17 protein-coding genes are annotated in these 13,037 nt (G+C 32.8%); 6 read left to right on the forward strand and 11 right to left on the reverse strand.

Annotated features, from left to right (window positions below; translation table 11 throughout):
- The first annotated feature begins 94 nt into the window (after positions 1 to 94).
- Genes ABJD27_RS20720 through ABJD27_RS20730 form a run of 3 tightly spaced genes read left to right on the forward strand, consistent with a single transcriptional unit; the run spans position 95 to position 2,504 of the window.
- Positions 95 to 1,240, forward strand: coding sequence for a serine hydrolase (locus ABJD27_RS20720; RefSeq protein WP_348163988.1), 1,146 nt, complete (start codon positions 95 to 97; stop codon positions 1,238 to 1,240).
- Between the two features lies 1 nt (position 1,241).
- Positions 1,242 to 1,820: a hypothetical protein gene (locus ABJD27_RS20725; protein ID WP_348163991.1), complete on the forward strand. Its 579-nt coding sequence runs from the start codon at positions 1,242 to 1,244 to the stop codon at positions 1,818 to 1,820.
- A gap of 24 nt (positions 1,821 to 1,844) precedes the next feature.
- Positions 1,845 to 2,504, forward strand: coding sequence for a DUF2459 domain-containing protein (locus ABJD27_RS20730; RefSeq protein WP_348163994.1), 660 nt, complete (start codon positions 1,845 to 1,847; stop codon positions 2,502 to 2,504).
- Here ABJD27_RS20730 and ABJD27_RS20735 read toward each other — a convergent pair.
- The 3 genes from ABJD27_RS20735 to ABJD27_RS20745 all read right to left on the reverse strand — a co-directional run bounded on the left by ABJD27_RS20735 (position 2,452) and on the right by ABJD27_RS20745 (position 5,190).
- On the reverse strand, positions 2,452 to 3,387 hold the full coding sequence (locus tag ABJD27_RS20735; RefSeq protein ID WP_348163997.1) for an alpha/beta hydrolase: 936 nt from the start codon (positions 3,385 to 3,387) through the stop codon (positions 2,452 to 2,454). The two genes, ABJD27_RS20730 and ABJD27_RS20735, sit on opposite strands and share 53 nt — an antisense overlap.
- A gap of 3 nt (positions 3,388 to 3,390) precedes the next feature.
- Positions 3,391 to 4,533 (reverse strand): methionine aminotransferase, encoded by a 1,143-nt coding sequence (locus ABJD27_RS20740; RefSeq protein ID WP_348164000.1) that lies wholly within the window; start codon positions 4,531 to 4,533, stop codon positions 3,391 to 3,393.
- An 87-nt stretch (positions 4,534 to 4,620) separates the two neighbouring features.
- Positions 4,621 to 5,190, reverse strand: a complete 570-nt coding sequence (locus tag ABJD27_RS20745; RefSeq protein WP_348164003.1) for a DUF3109 family protein — start codon at positions 5,188 to 5,190, stop codon at positions 4,621 to 4,623.
- A 249-nt stretch (positions 5,191 to 5,439) separates the two neighbouring features.
- Between ABJD27_RS20745 and ABJD27_RS20750 the strand changes: the two genes are divergently transcribed.
- Entirely contained in the window at positions 5,440 to 6,024 is a 585-nt protein-coding gene (locus tag ABJD27_RS20750) for a MarC family protein (protein WP_348164006.1), read from the forward strand.
- A gap of 5 nt (positions 6,025 to 6,029) precedes the next feature.
- Complete coding sequence (locus ABJD27_RS20755; protein WP_348164009.1) at positions 6,030 to 6,230, forward strand: hypothetical protein; 201 nt, start codon at positions 6,030 to 6,032, stop codon at positions 6,228 to 6,230.
- Positions 6,231 to 6,232: 2 nt separating this feature from the next.
- Here the strand turns inward: ABJD27_RS20755 and ABJD27_RS20760 are convergent, their stop codons facing one another.
- From ABJD27_RS20760 to ABJD27_RS20775, 4 genes are all read right to left on the reverse strand, one after another.
- Entirely contained in the window at positions 6,233 to 6,526 is a 294-nt protein-coding gene (locus ABJD27_RS20760; RefSeq protein WP_348164012.1) for a hypothetical protein, read from the reverse strand.
- A gap of 13 nt (positions 6,527 to 6,539) precedes the next feature.
- Positions 6,540 to 8,123, reverse strand: coding sequence for a S41 family peptidase (locus ABJD27_RS20765; protein WP_348164015.1), 1,584 nt, complete (start codon positions 8,121 to 8,123; stop codon positions 6,540 to 6,542).
- Positions 8,124 to 8,552, reverse strand: a complete 429-nt coding sequence (locus tag ABJD27_RS20770) for a dCMP deaminase family protein (RefSeq protein ID WP_348164018.1) — start codon at positions 8,550 to 8,552, stop codon at positions 8,124 to 8,126.
- A gap of 100 nt (positions 8,553 to 8,652) precedes the next feature.
- Positions 8,653 to 9,246, reverse strand: coding sequence for a HupE/UreJ family protein (locus ABJD27_RS20775; protein ID WP_348164021.1), 594 nt, complete (start codon positions 9,244 to 9,246; stop codon positions 8,653 to 8,655).
- Between the two features lie 89 nt (positions 9,247 to 9,335).
- Here ABJD27_RS20775 and ABJD27_RS20780 point away from each other — a divergent pair, with 89 nt between their 5' ends.
- Complete coding sequence (locus ABJD27_RS20780; RefSeq protein WP_348164024.1) at positions 9,336 to 9,767, forward strand: TerB family tellurite resistance protein; 432 nt, start codon at positions 9,336 to 9,338, stop codon at positions 9,765 to 9,767.
- A gap of 44 nt (positions 9,768 to 9,811) precedes the next feature.
- On the opposite strand, the gene ABJD27_RS20785 is transcribed toward ABJD27_RS20780, so the two are convergent.
- From ABJD27_RS20785 to ABJD27_RS20800, 4 genes are read right to left on the reverse strand one after another with little or no spacing between them, the layout of a single operon-like run.
- Positions 9,812 to 11,389 carry an ATP-binding protein gene (locus ABJD27_RS20785; protein WP_348164027.1) on the reverse strand — a complete coding sequence of 526 codons (1,578 nt, stop codon included), beginning with the start codon at positions 11,387 to 11,389 and terminating at the stop codon, positions 9,812 to 9,814.
- Positions 11,382 to 11,876 (reverse strand): Rab family GTPase, encoded by a 495-nt coding sequence (locus ABJD27_RS20790; RefSeq protein ID WP_348164030.1) that lies wholly within the window; start codon positions 11,874 to 11,876, stop codon positions 11,382 to 11,384. Before ABJD27_RS20790 ends, ABJD27_RS20785 begins: the two co-directional genes overlap by 8 nt.
- Positions 11,863 to 12,660 (reverse strand): cell envelope biogenesis protein OmpA, encoded by a 798-nt coding sequence (locus ABJD27_RS20795; protein WP_348164033.1) that lies wholly within the window; start codon positions 12,658 to 12,660, stop codon positions 11,863 to 11,865. The genes ABJD27_RS20790 and ABJD27_RS20795 overlap by 14 nt, the downstream gene beginning before the upstream one ends.
- Before the next feature lie 21 nt (positions 12,661 to 12,681).
- Positions 12,682 to 13,032, reverse strand: a complete 351-nt coding sequence (locus ABJD27_RS20800) for a fructose 1,6-bisphosphatase (RefSeq protein WP_348164036.1) — start codon at positions 13,030 to 13,032, stop codon at positions 12,682 to 12,684.
- Positions 13,033 to 13,037: the final 5 nt, after the last annotated feature.

The following is a 13,037-nucleotide window of genomic DNA, read 5'->3' on the forward strand; positions in this document are numbered from 1 at the left end:
ATTTTGCAAAATACAACATAGCAACTTTATAAAATCGCTAAGTTATAGCATACGCGTTTCTATTATAAACAGATAAATAGTACATTTATAATCTATGAAAAAGCTTAGTATCCTATTTATCTGTGCAACGTTCTTTCAGTTGTCTGCACAAGAATATTATTTTCCAGAACGCAATACGCAATGGCAAGAAACCGCTGCAAAAGAGGCCGGAATCAATCCCAATATATTAAATGAGGTGATCGCTTTCGCGAAAGCGAACGAATATTCAGGATCTCGTGACTTAAGAATTGCTATTCTAGAAGGGTTTAAACGAGAACCATTTCATGAAATTCTTGGACCTACAAAAAAACGTGGAGGCCCTGCAGGAATGATCTTAAAAAATGGAAAACTTGTAGCACAATGGGGAGATACCAAGCGAGTAGATATGACATTTTCTGTGACCAAAAGTTTCTTATCTACAGTAGCTGGTCTTGCTATTGACAAAAAATTAATTGCCACTGTAGATGATACAGTAGGTCGTTATGTTTGGGATGGAACCTTTAATGGGCAACATAATTCTCAAATTACTTGGCGTCACTTATTACAACAAAATAGTGCTTGGCAAGGAATATTATGGGGAGGAAAAGATTGGGCAGATCGTCCTCCGCGAGAGGGAGGCTTAGATGACTGGCAATATGCGTCGCCTAAAACACCCGGCACAGTTATGGAGTATAATGACGTACGCGTAAATGTATTATCGTATAGTTTATTACAGGTATGGCGCAAACCATTACCACAAGTTTTAAAAGAAGAACTTATGGATAAAATAGGTGCTTCTACTACATGGAGATGGCATGGATATAAAGATGCTTGGGCAGAAGTAGATGGTATCAAAATGAAATCTGTTACTGGGGGAGGTCATAGCGGAGCTGGTATTTTTATAAGTGCCGAAGACATGGCTCGTTTTGGACTCTTGTTTTTAAATGATGGCGTTTGGAATAATGAACGACTATTATCATCACAATGGATACAAGATGCTATTGAGCCTTCTACTCCTAATGTAAATTATGGTTTTATGTGGTGGCTTAATAAGCAGGGTCCAAGACACTGGAAAGGTGTAGGTGAAGATGTGTATTATGCAGCTGGTTTTGGAGGTAATTTTATTATTATAGATCGCACACATGATCTTGTTGTCGTTACCCGTTGGTTAGAGCCTAGTAAAGTAGGAGAATTTATGGAAAAACTCAGCAAAGCTCTATAATATGATTCAGCGTTTTATCATGTTAATTATTTTCTTCTTGATGTACAATTCCTACGCTCAAAAATTAAAGGCAACTATTCATTTTAGGGATGGGACTTCATTAGAAGGATACGGTTATACTCAAAAAAATAAAATTAAATTTAGATTAGAAAGTGAAGAAGAATATGATACTTGGACTGATTTAATGGTTAAAGAAATTGACTTTTTTTGGTATAAAAATCAACAAACGTTCAGATATGTAGATATTAAAAATAGACTTAAATACACCTTATTAAAAGTAATTATAGAAGGAGAATATACGCTCTATGGAAAACTGGTTCCTGAAGTTATTTATTCTGATACTCCATTTGGATTTTCACAAGCTGTAAGAAGTCCTGACAATAAAAATCTACGGAAATACTACTTACATAAAAAAGGAGAAAAAAAATACTTAGAGATTCCTAAAATACGTTCTAAAAAATATATGCGTAAACTCTTTAATGACTGCGAGTATTTTTCAGAACGATTTGATGATGGGGAATTCAAAAACAATACGCTTGCAGAAATTGTAGATTATTACAACTACTTCTGCATAGATTAGTTTTTTTTAAATAGATGTATCTCTATGATATATAGAACAATTTTAAAACGATTTTTAAAGATTCTAGGATACGTTCTATTAATTCCTGTGACGTATATTATTATTTCTTTGATTTTGACATATATCCCCGTTTCAGAAAAAACAGAAGGTAACTCAAAAGAGCATATCATATACCTCACAAGTAACGGTGTACATAGTGATATTGTTCTTCCCAAAAAGCTCATTACTCCTGAATTACTTAAAGGTCAAAAATACCACCCTAAGGAACAATATTTTGCCTTTGGCTGGGGAGAAGAAAACTTTTATATCAATACCCCTACCTGGGGAGATCTTACATTCTCAACAGCGTTTAGAGCGGCCTTTTTAAAAAGTAATACGCTCGTCCATGTTACTAGGTATAGACGCAAAAGAGAAAAATGGATCGCTGTCCCAGTAACTAGTTCTCAACTTCAAAAGCTCAACACGTATATCTTAGCTTCCTTTGATGAAGATACTTCTGAAAAACAAATCATAGAAGGTGCATCATATACAGCAGATCGAGATAACTTTTACAAAGCTCACGGAAATTACATGTTTTATAAAACTTGTAATACTTGGGTGAATACAGCACTTAAAGAAAGCGATATGAAAGCTAGTCTTTGGACACCTTTTGATTTTGGGATTCTAAGGTGGTATGAGGAGTAATCTTAGTATAAAGTGTCCTATTTTTTTTATTAGAAGTTTCTAAAAATACCTTCTCCATAAACTCAACAATCATAGGCTTTAATAAATCTGGTCGCCCCCAGGCAATTTCATGACCTGTATTAGGCGTTGTAATAATCTCTATATTAGGAAAAATATCTTTAGTATAGTTTACATTTTCATAAGGAACAATATCATCTATATCTCCATGAATATGTAGTACTGGAATTCTTACTTGATTCCAATCATCTGCTATAAGAGCAAGCTCCTGAGCATGAACTGTTTTTTCATCACCAGCTACACGATATCCTGTAGGACATAACCATCTGGTAATCCACCATTGTGTAAATCGAGATTGCCAAATTTTCTTCTCATTATTTGGATCTATTGCTGGAGAGATCATCACCACTCCTTTTACACGATCATTTTCATAAGCAAGCCTTGCTGCAAGTGGTCCTCCGTATGAAGAGCCTATCGCAATCACATTTTTAAGATTATAATGATCTAAAAGAGTGCTCATTATTTTTGCTTGTGTATCTATAGATGTAATGGCGTCGCCAAAATTAGAGTATCCATATCCAGGTCTATCTACTGCATGAATAGATGCTTCTTTTATAAATGTAGTGTCGTTAAGATATCCATTCCAAGCAGACAAAGAACTAGGAGAGCCGTGAAAAAACACTATATTAATATCAGTGTCAGATTCTTTAATATGCTGTACACGTATTTTTAAATCTAAACTATCAATCTCAAAATAACTTATCTCAGTAGATATCTTTTTTCCTGCAAAATATTCTTGAATTTCTTGATCACTAGATCGCCATTGCAATACACTACAGGAAGTAAATCCAATTAAGATAATAAGTAAGAGAAAATATCTTTTCATTTCTCAAATTGCATTAAGAACAGCTGCAGCTTGTTCTAATGTTTCATCAGTTTTTGCAAAACAAAATCGCAATGTTTTAAAATCTTCTTGATTAAGATTAAAAACCGATGTTGGTATAGAAGCAATGCCTTTTTCTTTAATAAGTCTTTCTGCAAAAAGAACATCATTTTCTTCTGTAATATTGCTATAGTCTAATAATTGGAAATATGTTCCTGCCGATGGCGTCATTTTAAATCGAGAATCTTTAATAAGATCTAAAAACAAATCTCTTTTACGTTGGTAAAAACTACTTAATTCTAAATAATGACTTGGTGTTTTTAAATACTGTGCAAATGCTTTTTGAGAAGGATGATGTGCAGAAAAAACAGTAAACTGATGTACTTTTTGAAACTCTTCCATGAGTGCTTTGGGCGCAACAGCATATCCCATTTTCCATCCTGTATTATGAAATGTTTTCCCAAAAGAAGCTGTAATAAAAGAACGCTCGACTAGTTTTGGGTATTTTGCTACACTTTCATGTGTAGCTCCATCAAAAATAATATGTTCATACACCTCATCACTAAGGATTATAATATCAGTGCCCTCTATGATACGTTGTAATTCTAACATATCTGTTGTTGTTAAAATAGTTCCTGTAGGGTTATGTGGCGTATTAATAACAATCATTTTTGTAGCAGGAGATATCGCTGCTTCTACTATACTCCAATCAACTTTATAATCTGGTGCTTTAAGTTGTATAGGCACTACTTTTCCTCCATGTATCTCAATAGAAGGATCGTACGAATCATATGCTGGTTTTAAAACAATAACTTCATCACCTGTATTTACAAATGCTGACATAATGGTATAAATAGCTTGGGTGGCTCCTATGGTAACAGCTACCTCTGTCTCTGGATGATAATCGCTTCCATATAATGTATTCAATTTTAAAGCGATTTGCTCTCTTAAACTATATGTTCCTAGCATAGGAGCATATTGATTATACCCAGAAGCCATTGCTTCAGTCACCAAATTATGTAAGACAGGATCGGTATTAAAACCTGGAAATCCTTGCGAAAGATTAATTGCATTATATTGTTGAGCCATTTGACCCATAACACTAAAAATAGATGCAGTAACCTCAGGAAGTTTAGAAGTGATCTTCATATTATAATTTTCTTACTATTATGTAATGGCTAGTGCAGTGTGTCTATAAAAAAGCAAGATCATTTCATAAATCTTTACTTATTTAATTTATGATCGTATCTCAATAGCAGCTTTTTCAAGCTCTTGATACCATGCTTCGCCAAATTTTCGCGTAAGCGCTTCTTTTACAAATTTATATACAGGAACCTGTAGTTCTTTACCTAATGTACACGCATCATCACAAATAGGCCATTTATGATAATTAACTGCAGAAAAAGAACTATATTTTTGTACCCTAACAGGGTATAGGTGACAGGAAATGGGTTTTCTAAAATCTACTTTTCCTGCATTATATGCATCTTCAATGCCACAACTTGCAAATCCTTTATCATTAAAAGCCACATATGCGCACTCTGCTCCATGTACTAGTGTGGTTTCTAATTCTCCGAGATCTGTTTTTATAGATGTACCTTGCTCTTCTATAGCTGCGATACCTTCTGGGCGTAAAAAAGGTTTTACATCCTCATAAATTCTTTCTATAATTTGAACCTCCTCTTCTTCTAATGGAGCCCCTGCTTCTCCAGCAACGCAACACTCTCCTTTACAAGCATTGAGATTACAGACAAAATCTTTTTCGATGATTTGTTCTGAGACAATAGTATTTTTAAGCTGAAACATACGACAAAGATACCTCGAAAGTATGAGCTACGAAATATGAAAGCTAAGATTTCAGAATAAGAATGATTCTTTTGAGTATTGGTATCTCGATATCTTTAGAATACTATTTTTTATATTTTAATATGCTTTCGCGAAAGCTTACTAAGACACTATTTTCTTACATAGTTTTTACAATAATTTGATATTGATTATATAAGTAAGATGAAATAAATTATGGTAATTTTGCACTGACTTTGAAACCATATTATCATGCACTTCGACATAAAAGAAATAATAGCAGCTACAATGATTTTATTTGCGGTTATTGACATTATAGGGAACATTCCTATAGTGATTAAACTGCGTAAAAAGGCCGGACATATACAAAGTGCAAAAGCATCTCTTGTTGCTCTTGTGATTATGATTGCCTTTGTATTTGTAGGAGAGAGTATTCTTAGTGTTATAGGAGTTAATGTAAATGAGTTTGCTGTTGCTGGTTCTTTTATATTATTCTTTCTTGCTTTAGAAATGATTTTAGGTGTGAGTTTATTTAAAGATGATGATGGTGTGAGTGCAAAAACAGTATCTGTTTTTCCCCTTGCGTTTCCTTTGCTTGCAGGTCCTGGTAGTTTAACATCTCTTGTTGCTCTTCGTGCTGAATATCATATAGAGAATATTCTTATTGCAATTATTGTTAACATAGGGCTTATCTATATTGTACTTCAAACATCTTCTCGTATTGAAAAGTTTGTAGGTAAAAACGGAATTGCTGTGATTCAAAAAGTTTTTGGTGTAATTTTGCTAGCTATTGCTGTAAAGTTATTTACAGCAAACATTCAAGAATTGTTTAAATAAGAAGTATGCGTATCCTCATTTACATATTTATTGCTATTGCACTTGCATTATTAATATACAATGTTACACAAGTTAATTTTGAAGCTCCATTTCAAGGAACTAGTAGTGTTGCTCTTATAGGTGTTGTAGGAAGTGCTTGTGCTATTGTATTGCTTCTTATTTTACAGATTTCTAAAAAAATTGCAAAAAAGCAAAAAGGGCATTAAAACTAAAAGAGATAAATAAGCTCTGGGTTATTAATCTCTAATACAATGCCAGCAATAAGGGTTAAAATAGCTAGAATTGTAAAGACTTTATGAAGTTTTTGGAAAAATAAGTTTCGCCTTAATTTTTGCTTTAATTTATCATCATCTAGTTTATTCATCTCTTCAATGACGGTCTCTGCAGATAAATAAAACGGACTCACAGAGATACCATTTGATATAAATAGCTTAGCGCTGTTATCTAGCAATCTAAAAATAACAGCAATAATAAATACAAATACTGATGCAATTATAACCATAATAGTGTCTCCCCTAATTAGTACTTAGACTTATGACTTTCTGGATAATCATATCATCTTGATTAACCATTTGTTCAAAAGCGTTATCTCCAAAGAGCTGTTTTGCCATAGTAGCTTTAAGGTAACTTTTATAAATGTTCCTATAGTTTTGAGCTCTCAAACTAATTCCCCTTAGTTGCGTGTAAGATATAAAATCTTCTACAATTGTGTCTGATATCGTAATTTCATTTTTAAATTCTTCTAAAGAAAGAGAATTATAATAGATTCTATCCTTTTCTAATTCTTGAAAAATAAACATCCGCATATAACCAGATCGCAACACATAATTGAGATGTTCTATTTCAGAATCTATATTTTTAGGAACAAATACATCAGGGATAATACCTCCTCCTCCATAAACTACTTTTCCTAAAGGAGTTTTAAATTTGAGAGAATCTGCAACTTTAATACTATCAGCACTTCGTAATTCTCCATTTTCATAACGTTCTAAATAATCTTCAAAATAATCTTTGTTTCCAAGTTCATATGGTTTTTGGATAGATCTTCCTGTTGGTGTATAATATCTAGCAATAGTAAGTCGTACTGCACTGCCATCTCCTAGTGCCATTTCTCTTTGGACAAGTCCTTTTCCAAAAGAACGACGACCTACAATGAGGCCTTTATCATTATCTTGTAATGCGCCTGCAACAATCTCGCTGGCAGATGCAGAGTTTTCATTAATAAGGATAAAGACTTCTCCATCTTCAAAAAGTCCACCGCTATTAGCGTAGCTTTTATTAATTTTTCCTGTCTTATTTTTTGTAAATAAAATAAGTTTATTTTTTTCTAAAAACTCATCGGCTATCCCTTCTGCACTAGAAACATATCCTCCAGGATTATTCCTCAAATCTAACGCTAGTTGTGTTGCTCCTTTTGATTTAAGTTCTTTTAGTGCTTTTCTAAACTCGTCATAGGTAGACTCTGCAAATCTATTAATCTTAATATACCCCAATTGTCTTGTAAGCATATAACTTGCAACTACACTAGAGATAGGAACAACACTTCTTTTTACACGATATGATATAAGATCACCTACACCTTCTCTTTTAATTTTTAAATCTACAGGAGTGTTTACTCTTCCTTTTAAAATGCTAGACAATGAGTCATCACTCATGGCTTGCCCAGATAATGGAATTCCATCTGCAGATACGATACGATCTCCTCCTTGTATTCCTACTCGATGACTAGGGCCTCCAACAATAGCTTGTATTACTGCGACAGAGTCTTTATATGGATAAAACCGTATGCCTATCCCCACAAAGTCCCCTTTCATGTTCTCTTCTATTTTTTGTAATTCTTCTTTTGGAATATAGGTAGAATGAGGATCAAGATTATCTAAAATCCCATTTACCGTAACATCAACAATGCTGTCTGTGTTTACTGTATCTACATACTCATAATCTATATAATCTATGAGTTTGTTAAGTTTCTCTTTTTTGCTATTTGTGCTAAAAAAAGCGGTATCTGAAGATCCAAAGTCCAGAAAAGTGCCCAAAAATATGCCTAACACAATTCCTAAACTAAAAAGTAATGGTACGTATCTTTTTTTTAATTTCATTTAATCCCCTAAGTTTGATAGGTGTACTATCTCAACGCCTGCCTTTTCTAAAAATTTTACGCCACTCTGATCTTTATACCCCTCTTTAAAAACAACGCGTTTTATTCCTGCTTGATGAATAAGTTTACTACACTCTTTACAAGGGCTTAATGTAATATATAAAGTAGCTCCCTTACAAGACTGTGTAGACGATGCTACTTTTAATATAGCATTTGCTTCGGCATGTAAGACATACCATTTTGTATATCCTTCATCGTCTTCGCAAAAATTTTCAAATCCAGTAGGAGTTCCATTATATCCATCTGATATAATCATCTTATCCTTAACAATAATTGCGCCAACCTGCTTGCGTTCACAATAAGAAAGCCGCCCCCATTCTCTAGCCATTCTTAAATAAGCGATATCATATTTATCTTGCTTTGAAGCCATACATCTTAACGTAGGTGATACGCTTTCGCGAAAGCGTATATATTTAAATAATTTATAACTACTAAAGTAAGTCCCTCTTACGGGATACACAACCTGATTATTATATATTTAACGCAATTAATGCATTTCTAAGGATTGGTATGGCAACACCAATAACAATTGCCGATATAACCATGATCCAATCTCTTATTGAAAAACGGAATACAAACTGTCCTATAAAGCTTACAATTAATACCAAAAAAACAATAATAATCTGAGACACTTCTATTCCTAATGTATATTCTACAAGTGGTAAAAGCTTACTCTCTGCACTAGCAGTCATCATTTTAAAATAGGTAGAAAATCCAAATCCATGGATAAGCCCAAAAAACAAAGTTATAAAGAGATACACTCCCATTTGTTCTTTACGTCCTTTCTTACCTGAGGTAAAAATATTATATAATGCTGTAAGTAAGATAGTAACAGGGATTAAAAACTCTATAAGGGTTGTATTTATTTTTACAACTTCGTATGCTGATAGGCTAAGAGATATGGTATGACCTATCGTAAATACAGTAATAAGTGATAATAATCTTTTCCAGTTAGAAAATGTATATGGAATTGCTAAAACGACAATAAAAAGTATATGGTCATAAGCGTTCCAATCGAGTACATGAAAGAGTCCTTCTTTAAAATAAAACCAAAATGTATCCATCAAAAAAATATTAGGGGGTTTTCCAAATGTACAAATTAAAAATGATGGAAGAATAGCTATATTTGCCACTTAATTATAAAGATAAAACTATGTCTATTTCAGATCTATATGATAGCGGTTTCCGTAAGCGTAATGAAGATCATTTTGCAGCAATGGTACGCATTGCAATGAGCGATACTGTAATTACAGAAGATGAAAAAAAATTCCTAGATAGAACAGCTCGTAACCTCGACATTTCGGAAAGTGATTATAAAGAAATATTAAAAGATTACCAATCTCATAAAATCAATCCTCCTAGTACGTATGAAAATCGTCTAGAACGTCTTTTTGATCTTGCACGTATGGTATATGCAGATCATGAATTAGGAGATATGCAAGTCGTAATGCTAGAACGTCTTGCTGTTGGATTAGGATTTACAGTAGCTAATGTAAAATATGTTGTAGATAAAGCATTATCTCTAGTAAGTGAACGCGTAGATATTGATACTTTTAAAGAGGAAGTACGGTTAATGAACAGATAATTATATAATTATTCAATAAAAAAAGCGACCTAAGGTCGCTTTTTTTATTGTTTTATCTCTGTGGTTTTCCGATTCTTGTATCGGTGTAATAAACGATCAATCGTTTTAAATAATAAATCGGCATTTATTGGTTTTGTAAGATACGCATTCATTCCTACCTCTTTTGCCGCATCTCTTTCTTCTTCTGATGTACGAGCTGTTAAGGCAATTATAGGCAATTTCTTTATCTTCTTGTTTGTATGACCTCGGATCCTCATGGCTGCATCATACCCATCCATCACTGGCATTGTAAGGTCCATTAAGACAAGGTCATAATCGTATTTTTCTAAAAAAAGAACAACTTGTTCTCCATTTTTTGCAATATCTAAGCTATAAGAACCTTCATCTGCAAAAAGACGCATCATAAGAAGTTGGTTTACCTCTATATCTTCTCCTAATAGGATACGATGCTTTTTCTTTTTATTAAGCCCTCCACTACTTCTCTTATCTGTCTTTCTCAGTGTTTGAAGTGTATTCTTTTCTTCTTTCTGGTCGTGAGATACTCCCATAGAAATTGTAAATTTAAATGTAGAGCCCTCATTCTCTATACTCTCAACTTCTAGATCACTATCCATAAGTTGCGTAAGTTGTTTTACAATACTAAGACCTAATCCTGACCCTCCAAATAAACCTCGCTTTTCTAACTGAGTAAAACTTTCAAATATAGTACTAAGGTGTTCTTTTGGGATTCCAATTCCTGTATCAATTATTTCAAAAGTTACCGGAATACGACGCATATTACGAGAAGGTGTAGATATACGTAATCTAATAGTTCCTTGATGTGTGTATTTTAATGCATTCTCAAGTAAGTTAACTAGAATTTGATTTATTCTAAGTTGATCTCCAATTAAGAATTTAGGGATGTTTGCCCCTACTTCCGTAATAAACTCTAAACGCTTTTCTTGCGTTTGTAATTCATATGTTTTTATAAGTGACTCTGTAAATTTTTTAAAATTAAATCGTTTGTTTTTAATTTCTAATCGTCCAGCCTCAATTTTTGAAATATCTAATAAATCTTCAAGAATAGATACAAGGTTTTTTGAAGAGTCTTTAATAATACCTATTAAGTCTAGTTGTTCTCTATCTAAACTCGTATTTTCAAGTACACTTAAAAAGCCTAAAATACTATTAAGAGGTGTTCTAATTTCATGGCTCACATTTGCAAGAAATTTATTTTTAAATCCTCTTTGTACGTTTAATTCGTGATTTAGTTCTTGAGTAACATTAAAATTGATAATAGATTCATTACGAACTTGTTTTATTTGATGCACTGTTTTATAATGATCTGTAAGATCTTCTATAAACAAAACTATTTGCTGTTCTTCAGAATTGATTTGTGATCTAATATCAAAAAAACACGTTTTACCTTGTACTTCCATTTGTACGCAATAAAACTTTTGTTCTTTTCTATCATCATCAAAAAGAGAAGAAATTACATGAAAAAAAGGATGGAATTCTGTAATATCAGAATTTTTCTTTACTGAAAATAGAGAGTCATCCGTGTCTAAAACTCGGTTTGTGTTATCAACTATAAGTATCTGAGTTGTACTCTCTAAAAACTCTTGTCTAAGCTTATCAAGCATTTTCAAGTAATTGTGCTGCTACATTTTCAAACAGCAATTCAACATTCTCTCCTGTTTTGGCACTAGAAAGGTAAGAATGCTGAATATTTTGAGCTTTTAATTCTTCTAAAATCACTTTCGAATCGACCAAATCCACTTTATTCCCGATAATGTGTACAGGAACGTGCGGAAATTTCTCTTTTAGGTGTTCTAAGTTATATTTTATATCTCCATATGTAATGGGCCTAGATGCATCAAAAACATAAATAAAACTAGATGCCCCCATCAAATAGGATGGTCTATATTTTGTAAAATCATCTGTTCCTTCAACATCCCATATTACGAGGGTAATATTTTCTTTTTCCAATTGCACTTCTTTCTTCATAATATGTACCCCTATAGTAACGGTATAATTTTCTGAAAAAGTATTTTCTACAAAACGTCTAAGAAGAGAAGATTTTCCTACCCCAAAATGCCCTAGCAGCACAACTTTTTTAGATACGCTCATCTGTAAAATATGATTTTAGTTTTTTGGTAAAATTTTCTGGATTTTCTAAATCGCTCTTATTAATTACAAATTGTGCAAAATCCATAAGCACATCTTCCAATCTGTCTTTATAATCATCATCATAAATTCCTGTAATAATTACTGCAATATAATAATTTGAAAAGTTTTGAAGATGAATTGTAAATAATTCATAATCTATTCTTTCTAATTCCATTTCTCCTTGATCATACGCATCTTCAACAAAGCTTTTAATAGCAGTTAGCATCCCTGCAACCATATCTTCATCAAGGGTTTGCCTTTTAGCATAATTTGCTTTAAGTAAACCAGACCCTTTTTCTATGATCATGATTTGTTCAATCCTAGCTTTATATTGCTCATACATTAATGCTGCAGCATCAATATTTCTATCTTTTCCTGAGAACCAGTTCTTAAATGAGAATGTCTTATTAAGACGTGTATTTATATCTTCATTGAGTTTTTTTATCTCAGCTTGCACGTACTTTTTAATCATTTTACCCATAACTGGATATAATGCTTCTGCAACAGCGTCTTGAGACTTTTTAATTTCAGTCTTAAGTGTCTCTGTTATCACTGGACCCAAAGTTTTAGGCATTTTCTGCACAAAATCATCCATACGTTCATCTAGGATCGGAGTAACTCTATCTATAAGATGTTCTTGTTCCGATTCTAGTTTTTGAATTTTAAGTACTAGATCCCTATCAAACTCACGTTCATCCGTAAGTAAGATTTCTTTTAAGATCTCAAGTCTTTCCTTAGAGTTCATTACAGGGATTAACTAGAGCTGTTATGCTTTTATGCTCTCGCCTAACTTTATAAGTAAATTGCCTAATTGCGATTTATCTACTTTCTTCTCATCTAGAGACGTTGTTTTATCGTTTAACGATTCTTCTAGGTCTGATATACGAATATTAACATCTGTGCTCAGATTATCAATCGCAGTCATAAGTTCCTTTCGTGTATCGTCTATATAATCTGAAAGTTCTCGTCGTCTATTTTCAAGTTCTTTTTTGAGGGTATCAAATTCTTGGCTGTATTCAGCCATATTTTCTCCAAAGATGAGTTGTTTAATCGCATCAATTTTAGAATTTGCTTCTAACTCTTTTTTAACAACTTGCTCTTTTTTTTCTTTAGACATAATTA

The organism is Dokdonia sp., assembly GCF_039945015.1.
In the GTDB taxonomy this organism is placed as follows: domain Bacteria; phylum Bacteroidota; class Bacteroidia; order Flavobacteriales; family Flavobacteriaceae; genus Dokdonia.

Bases quoted from the DNA above. Each gene is read 5' to 3' on its own strand.
- ABJD27_RS20720 (WP_348163988.1), top strand. From the start codon at position 95: ATGAAAAAGCTTAGTATCCTATTTATCTGTGCAACGTTCTTTCAGTTG.
- ABJD27_RS20725 (WP_348163991.1), top strand. From the start codon at position 1,242: ATGATTCAGCGTTTTATCATGTTAATTATTTTCTTCTTGATGTACAAT.
- ABJD27_RS20730 (WP_348163994.1), top strand. From the start codon at position 1,845: ATGATATATAGAACAATTTTAAAACGATTTTTAAAGATTCTAGGATAC.
- ABJD27_RS20735 (WP_348163997.1), bottom strand. From the start codon at position 3,387: ATGAAAAGATATTTTCTCTTACTTATTATCTTAATTGGATTTACTTCC.
- ABJD27_RS20740 (WP_348164000.1), bottom strand. From the start codon at position 4,533: ATGAAGATCACTTCTAAACTTCCTGAGGTTACTGCATCTATTTTTAGT.
- ABJD27_RS20745 (WP_348164003.1), bottom strand. From the start codon at position 5,190: ATGTTTCAGCTTAAAAATACTATTGTCTCAGAACAAATCATCGAAAAA.
- ABJD27_RS20750 (WP_348164006.1), top strand. From the start codon at position 5,440: ATGCACTTCGACATAAAAGAAATAATAGCAGCTACAATGATTTTATTT.
- ABJD27_RS20755 (WP_348164009.1), top strand. From the start codon at position 6,030: ATGCGTATCCTCATTTACATATTTATTGCTATTGCACTTGCATTATTA.
- ABJD27_RS20760 (WP_348164012.1), bottom strand. From the start codon at position 6,526: ATGGTTATAATTGCATCAGTATTTGTATTTATTATTGCTGTTATTTTT.
- ABJD27_RS20765 (WP_348164015.1), bottom strand. From the start codon at position 8,123: ATGAAATTAAAAAAAAGATACGTACCATTACTTTTTAGTTTAGGAATT.
- ABJD27_RS20770 (WP_348164018.1), bottom strand. From the start codon at position 8,552: ATGGCTTCAAAGCAAGATAAATATGATATCGCTTATTTAAGAATGGCT.
- ABJD27_RS20775 (WP_348164021.1), bottom strand. From the start codon at position 9,246: ATGGATACATTTTGGTTTTATTTTAAAGAAGGACTCTTTCATGTACTC.
- ABJD27_RS20780 (WP_348164024.1), top strand. From the start codon at position 9,336: ATGTCTATTTCAGATCTATATGATAGCGGTTTCCGTAAGCGTAATGAA.
- ABJD27_RS20785 (WP_348164027.1), bottom strand. From the start codon at position 11,389: ATGCTTGATAAGCTTAGACAAGAGTTTTTAGAGAGTACAACTCAGATA.
- ABJD27_RS20790 (WP_348164030.1), bottom strand. From the start codon at position 11,876: ATGAGCGTATCTAAAAAAGTTGTGCTGCTAGGGCATTTTGGGGTAGGA.
- ABJD27_RS20795 (WP_348164033.1), bottom strand. From the start codon at position 12,660: ATGAACTCTAAGGAAAGACTTGAGATCTTAAAAGAAATCTTACTTACG.
- ABJD27_RS20800 (WP_348164036.1), bottom strand. From the start codon at position 13,032: ATGTCTAAAGAAAAAAAAGAGCAAGTTGTTAAAAAAGAGTTAGAAGCA.